18 protein-coding genes and 1 riboswitch are annotated in these 13,208 nt (G+C 67.5%); of the genes, 12 read left to right on the forward strand and 6 right to left on the reverse strand.

Annotated elements, in window-relative coordinates; genetic code table 11:
• Positions 1–5 precede the first annotated feature (5 nt).
• The 5 genes from NWE53_RS22265 to NWE53_RS22285 all read right to left on the reverse strand — a co-directional run bounded on the left by NWE53_RS22265 (position 6) and on the right by NWE53_RS22285 (position 4,040).
• Positions 6–1,049, reverse strand: coding sequence for a FecCD family ABC transporter permease (locus NWE53_RS22265; protein ID WP_265051527.1), 1,044 nt, complete (start codon positions 1,047–1,049; stop codon positions 6–8).
• Complete coding sequence (locus NWE53_RS22270) at positions 1,046–2,077, reverse strand: ABC transporter substrate-binding protein (protein ID WP_265051528.1); 1,032 nt, start codon at positions 2,075–2,077, stop codon at positions 1,046–1,048. Before NWE53_RS22270 ends, NWE53_RS22265 begins: the two co-directional genes overlap by 4 nt.
• A gap of 269 nt (positions 2,078–2,346) precedes the next feature.
• Positions 2,347–2,557, reverse strand: a riboswitch (cobalamin riboswitch).
• A gap of 34 nt (positions 2,558–2,591) precedes the next feature.
• Positions 2,592–3,419, reverse strand: coding sequence for a 1-aminocyclopropane-1-carboxylate deaminase/D-cysteine desulfhydrase (locus NWE53_RS22275; RefSeq protein ID WP_320109584.1), 828 nt, complete (start codon positions 3,417–3,419; stop codon positions 2,592–2,594).
• Entirely contained in the window at positions 3,374–3,595 is a 222-nt protein-coding gene (locus NWE53_RS22280) for a hypothetical protein (RefSeq protein ID WP_265051529.1), read from the reverse strand. Before NWE53_RS22280 ends, NWE53_RS22275 begins: the two co-directional genes overlap by 46 nt.
• A gap of 49 nt (positions 3,596–3,644) precedes the next feature.
• On the reverse strand, positions 3,645–4,040 hold the full coding sequence (locus NWE53_RS22285) for a (R)-mandelonitrile lyase (protein ID WP_265051530.1): 396 nt from the start codon (positions 4,038–4,040) through the stop codon (positions 3,645–3,647).
• 311 nt (positions 4,041–4,351) lie between these two features.
• Here NWE53_RS22285 and NWE53_RS22290 point away from each other — a divergent pair, with 311 nt between their 5' ends.
• The 9 genes from NWE53_RS22290 (at position 4,352) to ureG (ending at position 10,208) form a co-directional block, all read left to right on the forward strand.
• The gene (locus tag NWE53_RS22290; protein WP_265051531.1) at positions 4,352–4,564 is read left to right on the forward strand and encodes a hypothetical protein; all 213 of its coding nucleotides are present in this window, start codon (positions 4,352–4,354) and stop codon (positions 4,562–4,564) included.
• A gap of 67 nt (positions 4,565–4,631) precedes the next feature.
• A complete protein-coding gene (locus tag NWE53_RS22295; RefSeq protein WP_265054978.1) occupies positions 4,632–5,477 on the forward strand; it encodes an urease accessory protein UreD in 846 nt (281 codons plus the stop codon).
• A gap of 28 nt (positions 5,478–5,505) precedes the next feature.
• Positions 5,506–5,808, forward strand: coding sequence for an urease subunit gamma (locus NWE53_RS22300; RefSeq protein ID WP_265051532.1), 303 nt, complete (start codon positions 5,506–5,508; stop codon positions 5,806–5,808).
• 21 nt (positions 5,809–5,829) lie between these two features.
• Positions 5,830–6,411, forward strand: coding sequence for a HupE/UreJ family protein (locus tag NWE53_RS22305; RefSeq protein ID WP_265051533.1), 582 nt, complete (start codon positions 5,830–5,832; stop codon positions 6,409–6,411).
• A 4-nt stretch (positions 6,412–6,415) separates the two neighbouring features.
• Complete coding sequence (locus NWE53_RS22310) at positions 6,416–6,721, forward strand: urease subunit beta (RefSeq protein WP_265051534.1); 306 nt, start codon at positions 6,416–6,418, stop codon at positions 6,719–6,721.
• Complete coding sequence (gene ureC, locus NWE53_RS22315; protein ID WP_265051535.1) at positions 6,721–8,433, forward strand: urease subunit alpha; 1,713 nt, start codon at positions 6,721–6,723, stop codon at positions 8,431–8,433. Before NWE53_RS22310 ends, ureC begins: the two co-directional genes overlap by 1 nt.
• An 8-nt stretch (positions 8,434–8,441) precedes the next feature.
• Positions 8,442–8,939, forward strand: a complete 498-nt coding sequence (locus tag NWE53_RS22320; protein ID WP_265051536.1) for an urease accessory protein UreE — start codon at positions 8,442–8,444, stop codon at positions 8,937–8,939.
• Positions 8,860–9,594 (forward strand): urease accessory protein UreF, encoded by a 735-nt coding sequence (locus tag NWE53_RS22325; RefSeq protein ID WP_442864877.1) that lies wholly within the window; start codon positions 8,860–8,862, stop codon positions 9,592–9,594. The genes NWE53_RS22320 and NWE53_RS22325 overlap by 80 nt, the downstream gene beginning before the upstream one ends.
• Positions 9,591–10,208: an urease accessory protein UreG gene (gene ureG, locus NWE53_RS22330; RefSeq protein ID WP_265051537.1), complete on the forward strand. Its 618-nt coding sequence runs from the start codon at positions 9,591–9,593 to the stop codon at positions 10,206–10,208. The genes NWE53_RS22325 and ureG overlap by 4 nt, the downstream gene beginning before the upstream one ends.
• A gap of 33 nt (positions 10,209–10,241) precedes the next feature.
• Here the strand turns inward: ureG and NWE53_RS22335 are convergent, their stop codons facing one another.
• Positions 10,242–11,024 (reverse strand): IclR family transcriptional regulator, encoded by a 783-nt coding sequence (locus tag NWE53_RS22335; RefSeq protein ID WP_265051538.1) that lies wholly within the window; start codon positions 11,022–11,024, stop codon positions 10,242–10,244.
• Between the two features lie 141 nt (positions 11,025–11,165).
• Here NWE53_RS22335 and NWE53_RS22340 point away from each other — a divergent pair, with 141 nt between their 5' ends.
• The 3 genes from NWE53_RS22340 to NWE53_RS22350 are packed head-to-tail and all read left to right on the forward strand — an operon-like array spanning position 11,166 to position 13,193.
• A complete protein-coding gene (locus NWE53_RS22340; RefSeq protein ID WP_265051539.1) occupies positions 11,166–11,828 on the forward strand; it encodes an amino acid ABC transporter permease in 663 nt (220 codons plus the stop codon).
• A complete protein-coding gene (locus NWE53_RS22345; protein WP_265051540.1) occupies positions 11,825–12,475 on the forward strand; it encodes an amino acid ABC transporter permease in 651 nt (216 codons plus the stop codon). The genes NWE53_RS22340 and NWE53_RS22345 overlap by 4 nt, the downstream gene beginning before the upstream one ends.
• On the forward strand, positions 12,462–13,193 hold the full coding sequence (locus NWE53_RS22350; protein ID WP_265051541.1) for an amino acid ABC transporter ATP-binding protein: 732 nt from the start codon (positions 12,462–12,464) through the stop codon (positions 13,191–13,193). The genes NWE53_RS22345 and NWE53_RS22350 overlap by 14 nt, the downstream gene beginning before the upstream one ends.
• The last annotated feature ends 15 nt before the right edge of the window (positions 13,194–13,208 follow it).

A 13,208-nucleotide genomic window follows, 5' to 3' on the forward strand; every position in this document is an offset into this window, starting at 1 on the left:
CTTCCTCACGCAGGTCTCCTGGCGCGATAGAGGATCAGCGCGAAGGCCGGCGCCCCGAACAGGGCGGTGACGACGCCGATCGGCAGGATCTGCTGCGGTACCAACACGCGCGAGAGGATGTCGGCGAGGATCATGAAGACCGCGCCGATCACGAGGCAGGCCGGCAGCAGGCGGGCATGGCCAGAGCCGACGAGGAAACGCGCGGCGTGCGGGATGACGAGGCCGACGAAACCGACCGTGCCGACGATGCTGACCATGGCGGCGGTCATCACCGCCGTCGTCGCGAACAGCACGATCCGCACGCGCAGAACCGCGATGCCGAGCGAGGCGGCGGCGTCGACGCCGAAGGCGAAGGCGTCGAGCGCCTTGGCGTGCAGCATGCAGACGCCGAAGCCGAGCAGGGCGACCGGCGCCGCCATCCATAGATCCGGCCAGCGCACGCCGCCGAAATTGCCGAGCAGCCAGAACATGACGCCACGCGCCTGCTCGGCGCTGGCGAGTGTCGTGACGATGGTTGCCGTCGCGGCGTTGAAGAGCTGCGAGGTCGCGACGCCGGCCAGGATGACGCGGTCGCTGGCGCCGCCCGCCCCCGTCGCGAGCAAAGCGACGGCTGCCAGCGCCGCGCAGGCGCCGATGAAGGCGCCTGTCGACAGGCTGATCGCCACGCCGCCGATGCCGATGCCGAGGATCAGCACCGCGACGGCACCGGTCGAGGCGCCGGCGGAGATGCCGAGGATATAGGGCTCGGCCAGCGGATTGCGCAGCAGCGCCTGCAGGATCGCGCCGGAAAGCGCGAGCGCCCCGCCGCACAATCCGGCCATCAATGCCCGGCTCAGGCGATAGTCGAAGATCACGCCCTGCTGGATCGCGCTGACCGGCAGGTCGAGGTCGAACAGCCCGTTGCCGAGCGCCTTGACGGCGACCTGAAACGGGATCGCCATCTCGCCGATCGTCACCGCCAGCGCCACCGACAAGGTGAGTGCCAGCAGCGACAGCAGCGCGAGACCGATCCGCGCCGGCCAGTTCGGACCGTGGGCGGCGTGGCTCAAGGGGCGATGCCGAAGCTCGCGATCGCCTTGGCGAGCGTCTCGATGCCATCGACCGTATCGAGCCCGGCGCGAGTGGCCCCGACGTCGATGATGACGACGCGGTTGTTCTTCACCGCGTCGAGCTTGCTGGCGACGGCATCCGTCTTCAGGAATTCGAGCTTCTTCTCGATATCGTCGACCGGGAAGCGGCGGCGGTCCATCCTGACCGTGACGATCACGGCCGGGTTGGCGGCGGCGATGCTCTCCCAGCCCACCAGCGGCCATTCCTCGTTGGTGGTGATGATGTTGCGCGCCCCGAGCTGCGACAGGATATAGGCCGGCACGCCGTTCTTGCCGGCCATGAAGCCGTCGCCCTTGATGTCCTTGCTGGAGAACCAGACGACCACGGGCACGTCCTGCGCCTTCAGCTTCACGACCTGCTCGACGGCCTTGTCCTCGCGCGCCTTGAGCTCGGCGACGAGCTTCTCGGCGCGGTCGGAAACGTCGAAGATCTGCCCGAACTCGCGGATGTTGCGATAGACCAGCTCCATCGAGAACATCTGCGTGCGCACGCCGTCGCCGGGGCCGGAATTGTCCTTGCCGACGCAATCGGTCGGCGAGACATAGGTCGGCACCTTGACCTTGTGGAACTGGTCGCGCTTGCCGACGATGCCGTTCGGCCCGAGATGCCATTCGAACATCGCGGTGACGAGGTCTGGCTCCTGGCCGACGACGGCCTCGAAGCTCGGGTCGTTGTCGGCGAGGCGCTTCACCTTGGCGTTGACGGCCTCATAGGACTTGGCGACCGGCGAGAACCAGACGGCGGTGCCGACGACACGGTCGCCGAGGCCGAGCGCATAAAGGATTTCCGTCTGGGTCTGTCCGAGCGCGACGATGCGCTTGGGCGGGGCGGCGAAGGTGATCGTCTCCCGGCAGTTCTCCAGCGTCAGTGGATACTGCGTCGGAGCTGCCGAGGCGGCGGCGGCGAAGAGGACGCTGCCGGCGGCCGCGGCGAGCAAGGCGGGAACGAACTGGAAGGCACGACGCATGAACGGGACCGGCTTGGAGAGGGCGTCACGGCAGCGGAGCAGCGAGGCCCCGGCGCAACGGACATCAAGTGTAACAATGTTGCATTTCTCATAGGTCGCGCGACGCGGGCGCGTCAAGTGACGTGCGGCCTGCGCGGCGGCATCAGCGGATATCGTGGACATGGATTTCATCGCTCCCCGAATGAGCGCGGGGAGTCTGGGCGGATACGGCCGGATGCGGGGTCTGGGGACGCCGCCGACGCGCATCCCTCCGGAACACCCCGCCCGAAAGACGTCTCGCGATCGCGGCAGGTCTCCTGGCTCGCGGGTCGACGCCTGATCCGCCCGGCCTTCCCAGTGCGCGGGGCACCAGTGGACGATGGACGGAAGGCTCGCCGCTTACAGTTGCGGGGGCAGCCTCGGCTTCGGCGAAAGGCGCCTCACCGAATTCCCTCTTAGCTCCGGGGTGCGACCCGGAGAACCTCGATCGACCGGCACCATAGGGCGGCGCCGAGGCGCGTCAAGCGGGCAGACGCTACGTCACCGTCCTGAACGATCCGAACTGCGAGAACAATGCGGCGGTGCCGCCGGTATGGATCACGCAGGCCGGCTCGCCGACGGCGATCCGGCCCTCGGTGAGCGCCTCGACGAAGCCGGCACAGGTCTTCGCCGTATAGACATGCTCGATGAGGATGCCCTCGGTGCGGGCGAAGGCCAGGATGGCGGCTTCCGAGGCCGGGGTCGGCACGCCCCAGCCGCCGCCGAGATGCTCCATGTGATACTGCGGCGGCGCCGCATCGAGAGGCGCGACATCGAGCCCCGTCCGGTCGCGCAGGCCCTCATAGATGCGCCGGACATGCTCCTCCAGCTCCGCTCGCTCGTATTCGACGCTGACGAGATGGACCTGGAAGGGATGCCCGAGCAGGGCATTGCCGAAGATGAAGCCGGCCTCTGTCGGCCCCATCGAGCCCGCGAGAAAGACGTGCCGGATCGGTGCCTCTTCCCGCTGCGACTGTTCATGCAGTTCGAAGGCGGCCCGGACATAGCCCATCGCGCCGAGCACGGGGTCGCCAACGATGTAGGGCTTCCGCCCCTGACGCACGAGTTCCGCCGCCGCTTCGGCGAGCGCTGCGTTGCGCTGGCTTTCATCGACCGCTCCGATAAAGCGCAGCTCGGCGCCGAACAGTCGGTTCAGGAAGGAGCGCTCGCGATTCTCCGGCGTATCCGGCGCATTGTGCAGGACGATGCAGTCGAGACCGACGAGCGAGGCAGCCGCGGCCGTGAGGCGGCAGAGATTGGAGGTCGCACCGCCTCCGACTAGAAGGTATCGGCCTTCTCGCGCAGCGCAGCGCCCAGCCAGTATTCGAGGCTCCGCAGCTTGTTGCCGCCGAGCGCGATCTCCATCAGGTCGTCGCGCTTGATGTAGACGCCGGGCCGGCCGAGCTTCTCCTCGAAACGGCGCAGCCTCTGGACCGGCGTCGGAGCCTCGACGAGGGCATGGCGCGGCTCGCGCAAAAGGGTGGAAGGCTGAGGCGTCATCGTCCCGTTCGCGGTAGGACCTAGTCAGGCTGGGTCGATTGGGCGGCGATCAGCCGCCGTACTGGGCGTCCGAGACCTGCTCCAACCATTCGACGACCTTGCCGTTCTCGGCTTCCTGAATGGCGATATGGGTCATGCCCGTTGCCGGCGCCGCGCCATGCCAGTGCTTTTCGCCGGGCGGAAACCAGACCACGTCGCCCGGTCGAATCTCCTCGATCGGCCCGCCCCAGCGCTGCACCCGGCCGGCACCGCTGACGACGACCAGCGTCTGGCCGAGCGGGTGGGTGTGCCAGGCCGTCCGCGCGCCGGGCTCGAAGGTGACGCTGGCGCCCTGCACGCGCTCTGGCGCATGCGGATTGAAGAGCGGGTCGATCCGGACCGATCCGGTGAACCAGTCGGCCGGTCCCTTCCCGGACGGCCGGGAGCCGGCGCGCATGATCTCCATGGTGATCTCCTCGTCTCCGGCGCTGCGGAAGGCGCTCGGGATATTGCGACGATAGGCGCTCCGATGGGAATCGCCTCGTCTGCTACGGGCATAGACCGGGAAGCGCCGTGCCGACAGAGGCGTTCGGATTGAACGAGGCCGGCGCGCCTTGGCGGTGATGATCGGTTGAGCACCCCTGAGGGTTTGGCTCGCAAAGCGGGCGATTGATGCCGCTTTATTGTGCAAATCAGTTTCTTGGATGGCGTCATCGATGGCCTCGGCCAGCTGAGGACCGAATGGTCGGTGCCTCCTGCCGCTTTTGAATGCAGGTGATGGCACTGAAGCGCAGTGCAAACGCGCCCGCCAGCCGGCGCGGGCCGATCAATCCTTTGCCGCGGACGAGCCACTCTGATCGCAATGACATCGAGCTTTCCCGGCTGGCATATCACTTGCGTCTTTTTTCGGCAGCAGAGGGGAAGGCGGCGTGCGTGTTGCTTGGCGGGATCGCGATAGGGGAAGAGCTGTGCGGCTTGCGATCCGCATGATGCTGGGCATCGATGCGGTGGGGGGCGAAGCTGAGACGTTCGTCCCGAAGCGGAAGCGGCGTTGAACATGTTGTTGGCTGCCGATAGTGCGGCGATGCAGGGCGCCGGACCGCCACGGATGCAGCGTGCCGTCGGTCATGCCGGCGTGAGTTTTCGGTCGCTGGACGGGACGACGCGTCTCGAACGTCTCTTCCAGGATGGCTGCGCCAAGATCCGCCTGCCCAAGACGCTGGGCGTCGACGATCCGCAGGCGATCCTCATCAACACCGCAGGCGGCCTGACGGGCGGCGATCGGCTGGCCACCGAGGTGAATCTCGGTGCGGATACCGCCGCTTGCGTGACCACGCAGGCCTGCGAGCGTGTCTATCGCTCGACGGGGCCGGATGCGACGCTCACCAATCATCTGCGCGTCTCGGCCGGCGCGCGTCTCGCCTGGCTGCCGCAGGAGACCATCCTGTTCGATGGCGGCCGCCTCTCGCGCCGGCTCGACGCCGATCTTGAGGGTGATGCCGAGCTGGTCGCGGTCGAGGCCGTGCTGTTCGGCCGGATGGCGATGGGCGAGACGCTGCGCAGCGGGCTGCTGCATGATCGCTGGCGGGTGCGTCGCGACGGGCGGCTGATCTTCGCCGACGATCTGCGTTTCGAGGGTGATATCGCCGCGCGCATGGCGCCGCAGGCGGTTATGGCCGGCCGGCGCGCCATGGCGACGGTGCTGTTCACTGGGGCCGCACCCGAGCGCTTTCTTGAGTCCGCCCGATCCATCATTGGACCAGCCGGCGGCGCCAGCGCGTGGAACGGCAAGTTCCTGGCGCGGCTGGTCGAGGAAACCGGGCTCGCTCTGCGGCGGCGGCTGGAGCCGCTGCTGACCCTGCTGATGGGCGGCCGTTCGCTGCCCAAGGTCTGGCAACTCTAGCAAGGCCCGGAAACTCTAGGATGACGGCATGAACCTGACACCGCGCGAGAAGGACAAGCTCTTGATCTCGATGGCCGCCATGGTGGCGCGCCGCAGGCTCGAGCGCGGCGTCAAGCTGAACCATCCCGAAGCGATCGCGCTGATCTCGGATTTCGTCGTCGAAGGCGCGCGCGATGGCCGCAGCGTCGCCGAGCTGATGGAAGCCGGGGCGCATGTCGTCGGCCGGGCGCAGGTCATGGAAGGCGTCGCCGAGATGATCCACGACGTGCAGGTCGAGGCGACCTTTCCCGACGGCACCAAGCTCGTCACCGTCCATGAACCGATCCGCTGACGTCCCGACACAGAGGCTGCCATGAAGAGACTGTCGATCGCCCTGATCCTGAGCGTTGGTGCCGCGAGCCCGGCCTTCGCCCATCTCAACCCGGCCGAGCATGGCTCGTTTGCGGCCGGCTTCTCGCATCCGCTCTTCGGCGTGGACCATATCCTGGCGATGGTCGGCGTCGGCCTCTGGGCGTTCCTTGTCGGCGGGCGCGCGATCTGGGCGATCCCGCTCGCTTTCGTCGTCACGATGATGCTCGGCTTCGCCGCGGCGCTGGCGGGCATCGGTTTGCCCTTCGTCGAGCCGGTGATCGCCGCCTCCGTCGTCGTGCTAGGCCTGCTCGCGCTCGTCGCGCTGCAGGTGCCGACGCCGGTCGGCATGGCGGTGGTCGGCTTCTTCGCGCTGTTCCACGGCTATGCCCATGGCGGCGAACTGGGCGAGGCGACCAGCACGTCCTTCATGGTCGGCTTCGCGCTGGCGACGGCGCTGCTGCATGCGGTCGGCGTCGGCGTCGGTTTTGCCGGCAATGCGCTTTCGCATCGCGGGCGCATGGCGGCGCGCGTCGCCGGTGGCCTGACCGCGCTCGGCGGCCTCTGGCTGGTCGCGGGAGCCTGACGCGATGATCCCCGGAGAGGTCTTCCCCGCTGCCGGCGACATCGTCCTCAACGAGGGGGCGGCGCAGGTGACCCTGCTCGTCGCCAATACCGGCGACAGGCCGATCCAGGTCGGCTCGCACTACCATTTCTTTGAGACCAACGCAGCGCTCGATTTCGACCGTGCCGCCGCGCGCGGCATGCGGCTCGACATCGCCGCCGGCACCGCCGTGCGCTTCGAGCCCGGCCAGCAGCGCGAGGTCCGCCTCGTGCCACTCGGCGGCGGGCGGGCCGTCTACGGCTTCCAGCAGAAGGTGATGGGGAAACTCTGATGCCGGCCACGCTCTCCCACGCCGCCTATGCCCAGATGTACGGACCGACGGTCGGCGACCGGGTCCGCCTCGCCGATACAGACCTGATCATCGAGGTCGAGAAGGACTTCACGATCTATGGCGAGGAGGTGAAGTTCGGCGGCGGCAAGGTCATCCGCGACGGCATGGGCCAGAGCCAGGCGAGCCGCGCCGAGGGCGCGGTCGATACCGTCATCACCAACGCGCTGATCGTCGATCACTGGGGCATCGTTAAGGCCGATGTCGGGTTGAGGGACGGCGTCATCGTCGCCATCGGCAAGGCTGGCAACCCGGACACCCAGCCCGGCGTCACCATCATCATCGGCCCGGGCACCGAGGCGATCGCCGGCGAGGGCAAGATACTCACCGCCGGCGGCGTCGATGCGCACATCCACTTCATCTGCCCGCAGCAGATCGACGAAGCGCTGATGGCGGGCATCACCACCATGCTCGGCGGCGGCACCGGCCCGGCCCATGGCACGCTGGCGACGACCTGCACGCCCGGCCCCTGGCATCTCGGCCGGATGATCCAGTCCTTCGACGCGGTGCCCATCAATCTCGGCCTCTCCGGCAAGGGCAATGCCTCGAAGCCGGCCGCGCTGATCGAGATGATCGAGGGCGGCGCCTGCGCGCTGAAGCTCCACGAGGATTGGGGCACGACGCCGGCCGCGATCGACAACTGCCTCGCGGTCGCCGACGATCACGACGTCCAGGTGATGATCCACACGGACACGCTGAACGAAAGCGGCTTCGTCGAGGATACGGTCGCGGCCTTCAAGGGCCGCACCATCCACGCCTTCCACACCGAGGGCGCCGGCGGCGGCCATGCGCCCGATATCATCAAGGTCTGCGGGCTCAAGAACGTCATCCCGTCCTCCACCAACCCGACCCGGCCCTATACGCTGAACACCATTGCCGAGCATCTGGACATGCTGATGGTCTGCCATCACCTGTCGCCCTCGATCCCCGAGGACATCGCTTTCGCCGAGAGCCGCATCCGCAAGGAGACGATCGCGGCCGAGGACATCCTGCACGACATCGGCGCCTTCTCGATCATCTCCTCCGACAGCCAGGCCATGGGCCGCGTCGGCGAGGTGCCAATCCGGACATGGCAGACCGCGCACAAGATGAAGTTGCAGCGCGGGCGCCTGCCCGGAGAGACCGGCGACAACGACAATCTGCGCGTGCGCCGCTACATCGCGAAATACACGATCAACCCCGCCATTGCGCAGGGGCTGTCCCGGCATGTCGGCTCGATCGAAGTCGGCAAGCGCGCCGATCTCGTGCTCTGGAACCCAGCCTTCTTCGGCGTGAAGCCGGAAATGGTGCTGGTCGGCGGCATGATCGCGGCCGCTCCCATGGGCGACCCCAATGCCTCGATCCCGACGCCGCAGCCGATGCATTACCGCCTGATGTTCGGCGCACTCGGCCGGGCGCCTGCCATGTCGTCGGTGACCTTCGTCAGCGGGGCCGCGATCGCGAACGGGCTGCGCGAAAAGCTTGGCGTCGCCAAGGGCATGCTCGCGGTGGAGAACACGCGCGGCGGCATCTCCAAGGCCTCGATGGTCCTCAACGACGCGACGCCGCATATGGAGGTCGATCCCGAGACCTACGAGGTCCGCGCCGACGGCGAATTGCTGACCTGCGAACCCGCGACCGTGCTGCCGATGGCGCAGCGCTATTTCCTGTTCTGAGGCCGATCATGCTCCGCGCCATTTCCCATAGCCACGGCGGTGGCGGCGAGCCCGCCGGCACGATCCGGCTCGACCATGCCGCGCGCCATCTGCGCCGCAAGCTCGTCACCACCGATCAGGGCGAGAAGATCATGGTCGATCTGCCGGAACCCGTGCTCTTCGCCGATGGCGACCGGCTCGTGCTGGATGATGGCCGCACGGTCGCGATCGCGGCGGCGGAGGAGGAGCTCTACGAGGTCAGGCCCGGCGGGGCCTGCCCGCTGCGCCATCTCGCCTGGCATCTCGGCAACCGCCATCTGCCGGCGCAGATCGACGCGGACCGCATCCTGATCCAGCGCGACCACGTCATCCGCGCCATGCTGGAAGGGCTCGGCGCTGCTGTCGGCGAGGTCGTCGCGCGCTTCCAGCCCGTGCACGGCGCCTATCATGCTCACGGGCATGACCATGGTCATCACCACGACCACGACCACGATCACGCGCACGGCCACCACCATCATCATGACTGATCCGGTCGCGCTCTCCCGATTGATGACCTGGTTGTCCCCGGCCTTCCCGGTCGGGTCTTTCGCCTATAGCCACGGCCTGGAGCGCGCGATCCATGACGGGCTGATCAGCGACAGGCTCAGCCTGACCGGCTGGCTGGAAGCGCTGCTCGATCGTGGTTCCGGCTGGAACGATGCAGTGCTGCTGGCCGAGGCCTGGCGCTGCACCGCGGCCGGCGACGGCATCGAGGAGGTCGCCGAACTTGCCGAGGCCATGGCGGGCTCGCGCGAGCGGCATATGGAGACGACGTTGCAGGGCGGCGCCTTCGTCGATGCGATGGCGGCCTGGGGCGGCGAGCGGCCGACGAATGGGGAGGGGGCGATCACCTATCCGGTCGCGGTCGGTGCGGCTGCCGCGCGCCATCAGGTCAAGCTTGAGGATGCGCTGGTCGCTTACCTCCACGCCTTCGCCTCGAACCTCATCCAGGCCTGCGTCAGGCTGGTCCCGCTCGGGCAGCGCGACGGCGTCGGCACGCTCGCCGCGCTGGAGGCGGTCATCCTGCGCACCGCGCAGCGTCCAGCCGGCTCGACGCTCGACGATCTCGGCTCCTGCACGGTCCTCGCCGACATCATGTCGATGAACCACGAAACGCAGTATTCCAGGGTGTTCCGCTCGTGAAATCCTCCAATGGCCCGCTTCGCGTCGGCATCGGCGGCCCGGTCGGCGTCGGCAAGACGACGCTGACCGAGAAGCTCTGCAAGGCGATGCGTGATCGCTATTCCGTCGCGGTCGTCACCAACGACATCTTCACCAAGGAGGACGAGCTGATCCTCAACCGGCTGCAGGCTCTGCCGGAGGAGCGCATCCTCGGCGTCGAGACCGGCGGCTGCCCGCATACCGCGATCCGGGAGGACGCCTCGATCAACCTCGCGGCCATCGCCGAAATGCGCCGACGCTTTCCCGATCTCGACGTGGTCTTCATCGAATCCGGGGGCGACAACCTCGCCGCGACCTTCTCGCCCGATCTCGCCGACCTCACGCTCTACGTCATCGACGTTGCCGGCGGCGAGAAGATCCCGCGCAAAGGCGGGCCGGGCATCACCCGCTCGGACCTGCTGATCATCAACAAGATCGACCTCGCTCCCTATGTCGGCGCGAATCTCGATGTGATGCGCTCGGATACGCAGAAGCAGCGCGGCGAGCGGCCCTTCGTCTTCACCGACATGAACCGCCGCATCGGCCTCGACGAGATCGTCGGCTTCATCGAGGAGAATGGCGGGCTGGCGGCTTAGCGCGCCAGCGTCTTCCGCGGTCGAAAGGGCTCGCTACAGCGAAAGCTGCGAACCGGCCTCCCGGCAGGAGGCTTCCAGCGCCAGCAGGATCGCCTGCTCGTCCGTCGCGATGCCATGGCGCTGCAGGCAGGGCACCAGGATCGCCGCTTCGGCATGGCCGCCCGGCCCGATCACCGGGCAGGCGATGTCGGTCACCGCCATGATGTCGCGGCTGGGCGCGACGCGATGGCCGCTGGCGCGGATCTCGGCGAAGGTGCGGAGCATGTCCTCGCTCTCCAGCCTGTCCCGGTCGGCCTCGGAGGCCTCCTTCATCAATTGCCGGCGCCGCACCTCGCTCTGGAAGGCGAGGATGAGCAGGCCGGAATTGGCATCGAGCGCCGGCCGCCCATAGCCCGGCCGCACGATCACGCTGGCGTCGAGATGGCCGGAGGTGGTCGCGAGCACAACGGTCTGCGCCCGGCTCAGCACGACCAGATGCGCGGCCAGTCCGCTTTCCTCGCTGAAGCGCTCCATCAGCGGCAGCACGATCGACGTGAGCTGGCGCCCGCCCGGCGTGCGGATGCCGAGGTCGAACAGCCGCCGCGACAGGGCGAGGCGGTCGGTTCCGGCCTCGCGGGCAAGATAGCCGCGCTGCTGCAGCACGAAGACCATGCGGAAGATCTCGCTCTTCGAGCGTGCCAGGCGCTCCGCGATCTCGCGCGTCGACAAGGGCTCGCCGGCCTCGGCGAGGAGCTCGAGGATGTCGAGCCCTTTCTCCAGGGCGGGAGCCGCGTAGGTGCTTTTATCTCCGCTCTCCGAGTCCGGCAGGTCGCTCATGCTTTCCTGTTTCATATATGAAGCTTGACATCAAATAAGAAACGAACCTAGCCTCCTCGTAAAGGGGAGGCGTATGGTGCGATTGCCGGATCATATCGCGCGCCGGGGCGGCAGCGGAAATCGCCCGCGAGGCGGCAGGGCATGAAATACGGGCTGCAGTTCCGCGACGTCTTCGCCGCGTGGGAATCGATCCTCGACGGCGTCTGGATCACGCTTCTCCTGTCGGCGGCGGCGATGATCGGCGGCCTCGTCATCGGCATCGCCTGCGCGGCGGCCCGCGTCTATGGCCCGGCCTGGCTGCGTCGTGCCGTCGGAACCTATGTCGAGGTCATCCGCAACACGCCGCTGCTGGTGCAGCTCTTCCTGATCTTCTTCGGCCTGCCCAGCTTCGGCTTGCGGCTTGACGGCTTCACCGCCGCGATCATCGCGCTCATCGTCAATCTCGGCGCCTACACCACCGAGATCGTTCGTGCAGGGCTGGAGGCGATCCCGAAGGCACAGGTCGAGGCCGGCCATTCACTCGGCCTCTCCGGGTTGCAGGTCTTCCGCTATGTCGTGATGTTCCCGGCGCTGAAGGCGATGTTCCCGGCGCTCGCCAGCCAGTTCGTACTGCTGATGCTGGCGACCAGCGTCGTCTCGCAGATCTCGGTCGAAGATCTCTTCCACGCCGCCTCTATCGTGCAGTCGCGCACCTTCCGCGATTTCGAGGTCTACACCGTCATCGGCGTGCTCTATCTCGGGCTCGCCTTCGCCTTCCGCGGCCTGTTCGCAGGCATCTATTACTGGGCGTTCGTCAGGCGATGATCCGCGAATTCGGCCTCATCGACGTCATGTACCTGATAGCGGCGGCGCGCTGGACCTTCGCCCTGACCGCGACGGCCTTCATCGGCGCCTCGCTGATCGGCATCGTCCTCGCCATCGCGCGCATCCTGCCCGTCGCGCCGCTGCGCTGGCTCGCGGCGGCCTATATCCACATCGTCCAGGGCACGCCGCTGCTGGTCTGGCTCTTCGTCATATTCTTCGGCCTGCCGCTCATCGGCATCTCGGTCAATCCCTGGCTCGCCGCCGCGACCGCCTTTTCGGTCTATGGCAGCGCCTTCCTCGGCGAGATCTGGCGCGGCGCGCTGGTCTCGATCGCCAGGACGCAGTGGGAGGCCGGCGCCTCGCTCGGGCTCTCGCTCTGGGAACAGCTGCGCCACGTCATCGTGCCGCAATCGATCCGCGTCGCCATCCCGCCGACGGTCGGCTTCCTCGTGCAGCTCATCAAGAACACCTCGCTCGCCGCGACGATCGGCTTCGTCGAGCTGACGCGCGAAGGCCAGCTCACGGCCGCCGGCACCTACAAGCCCTTCGCGGTCTACATCACCGTCGCCGCGATCTATTTCGCGATGTGCTTCCCTCTCACGCAATGGAGCCGCTCGATCGAGCGGAAGCTCGATGTCGCTCGTTGAAATCCACGGAATCAACAAGAGTTACGGCGCCGTTCAGGTGCTGAAGGATGTGACGCTCGACGTCGCCAAGGGCGAGATTATCGCCGTGATCGGCCGCTCGGGCTCGGGCAAGAGCACCATGCTCCGCTGCATCAACGGGCTGGAACCGGTGCAGGCCGGTGTGATCCGTGTCGACGGCACACAGGTCAACGATCCCAACACCAATCTGCGCAAGCTACGCCAGGAGGTCGGCATCGTCTTCCAGAGCTTCAACCTGTTCCCGCATCTCTCGGTTTGCGACAACATCACGCTGGCACCACGCGTCGTGAAGAAGCAGGCGCCGCAGGCCGCCCGCGAGGTGGCGCGCGAGGTGCTGGCGCGCGTCGGGCTGGAGGACAAGCTCGACGCCTATCCCTCCCAGCTCTCCGGCGGCCAGCAGCAGCGCGTCGCCATCGCCCGTTCGCTCGCCATGCGGCCGAAGCTGATGCTGTTCGACGAGGTCACCTCCGCGCTCGATCCGGAACTGACCGGCGAGGTGCTCAAGGTCCTCGAATCCGTCGCGCAGGAGGGCATGACCATGATCCTGGTGACCCACGAGATGGGCTTCGCCCGCCGCTTCGGCTCGCGCGTCGTCTTCATGCATGAGGGGCGCATCCACGAACAGGGACCGGCGGCCGCCGTGTTGGCCGAGCCGAAGACGCCGGAACTCCAGACCTTCCTCAGCGCTGTCCTGCACTGAGGCGGAACCAAGAAC

Source organism: Bosea sp. NBC_00550, assembly GCF_026020075.1.
GTDB lineage: Bacteria > Pseudomonadota > Alphaproteobacteria > Rhizobiales > Beijerinckiaceae > Allobosea.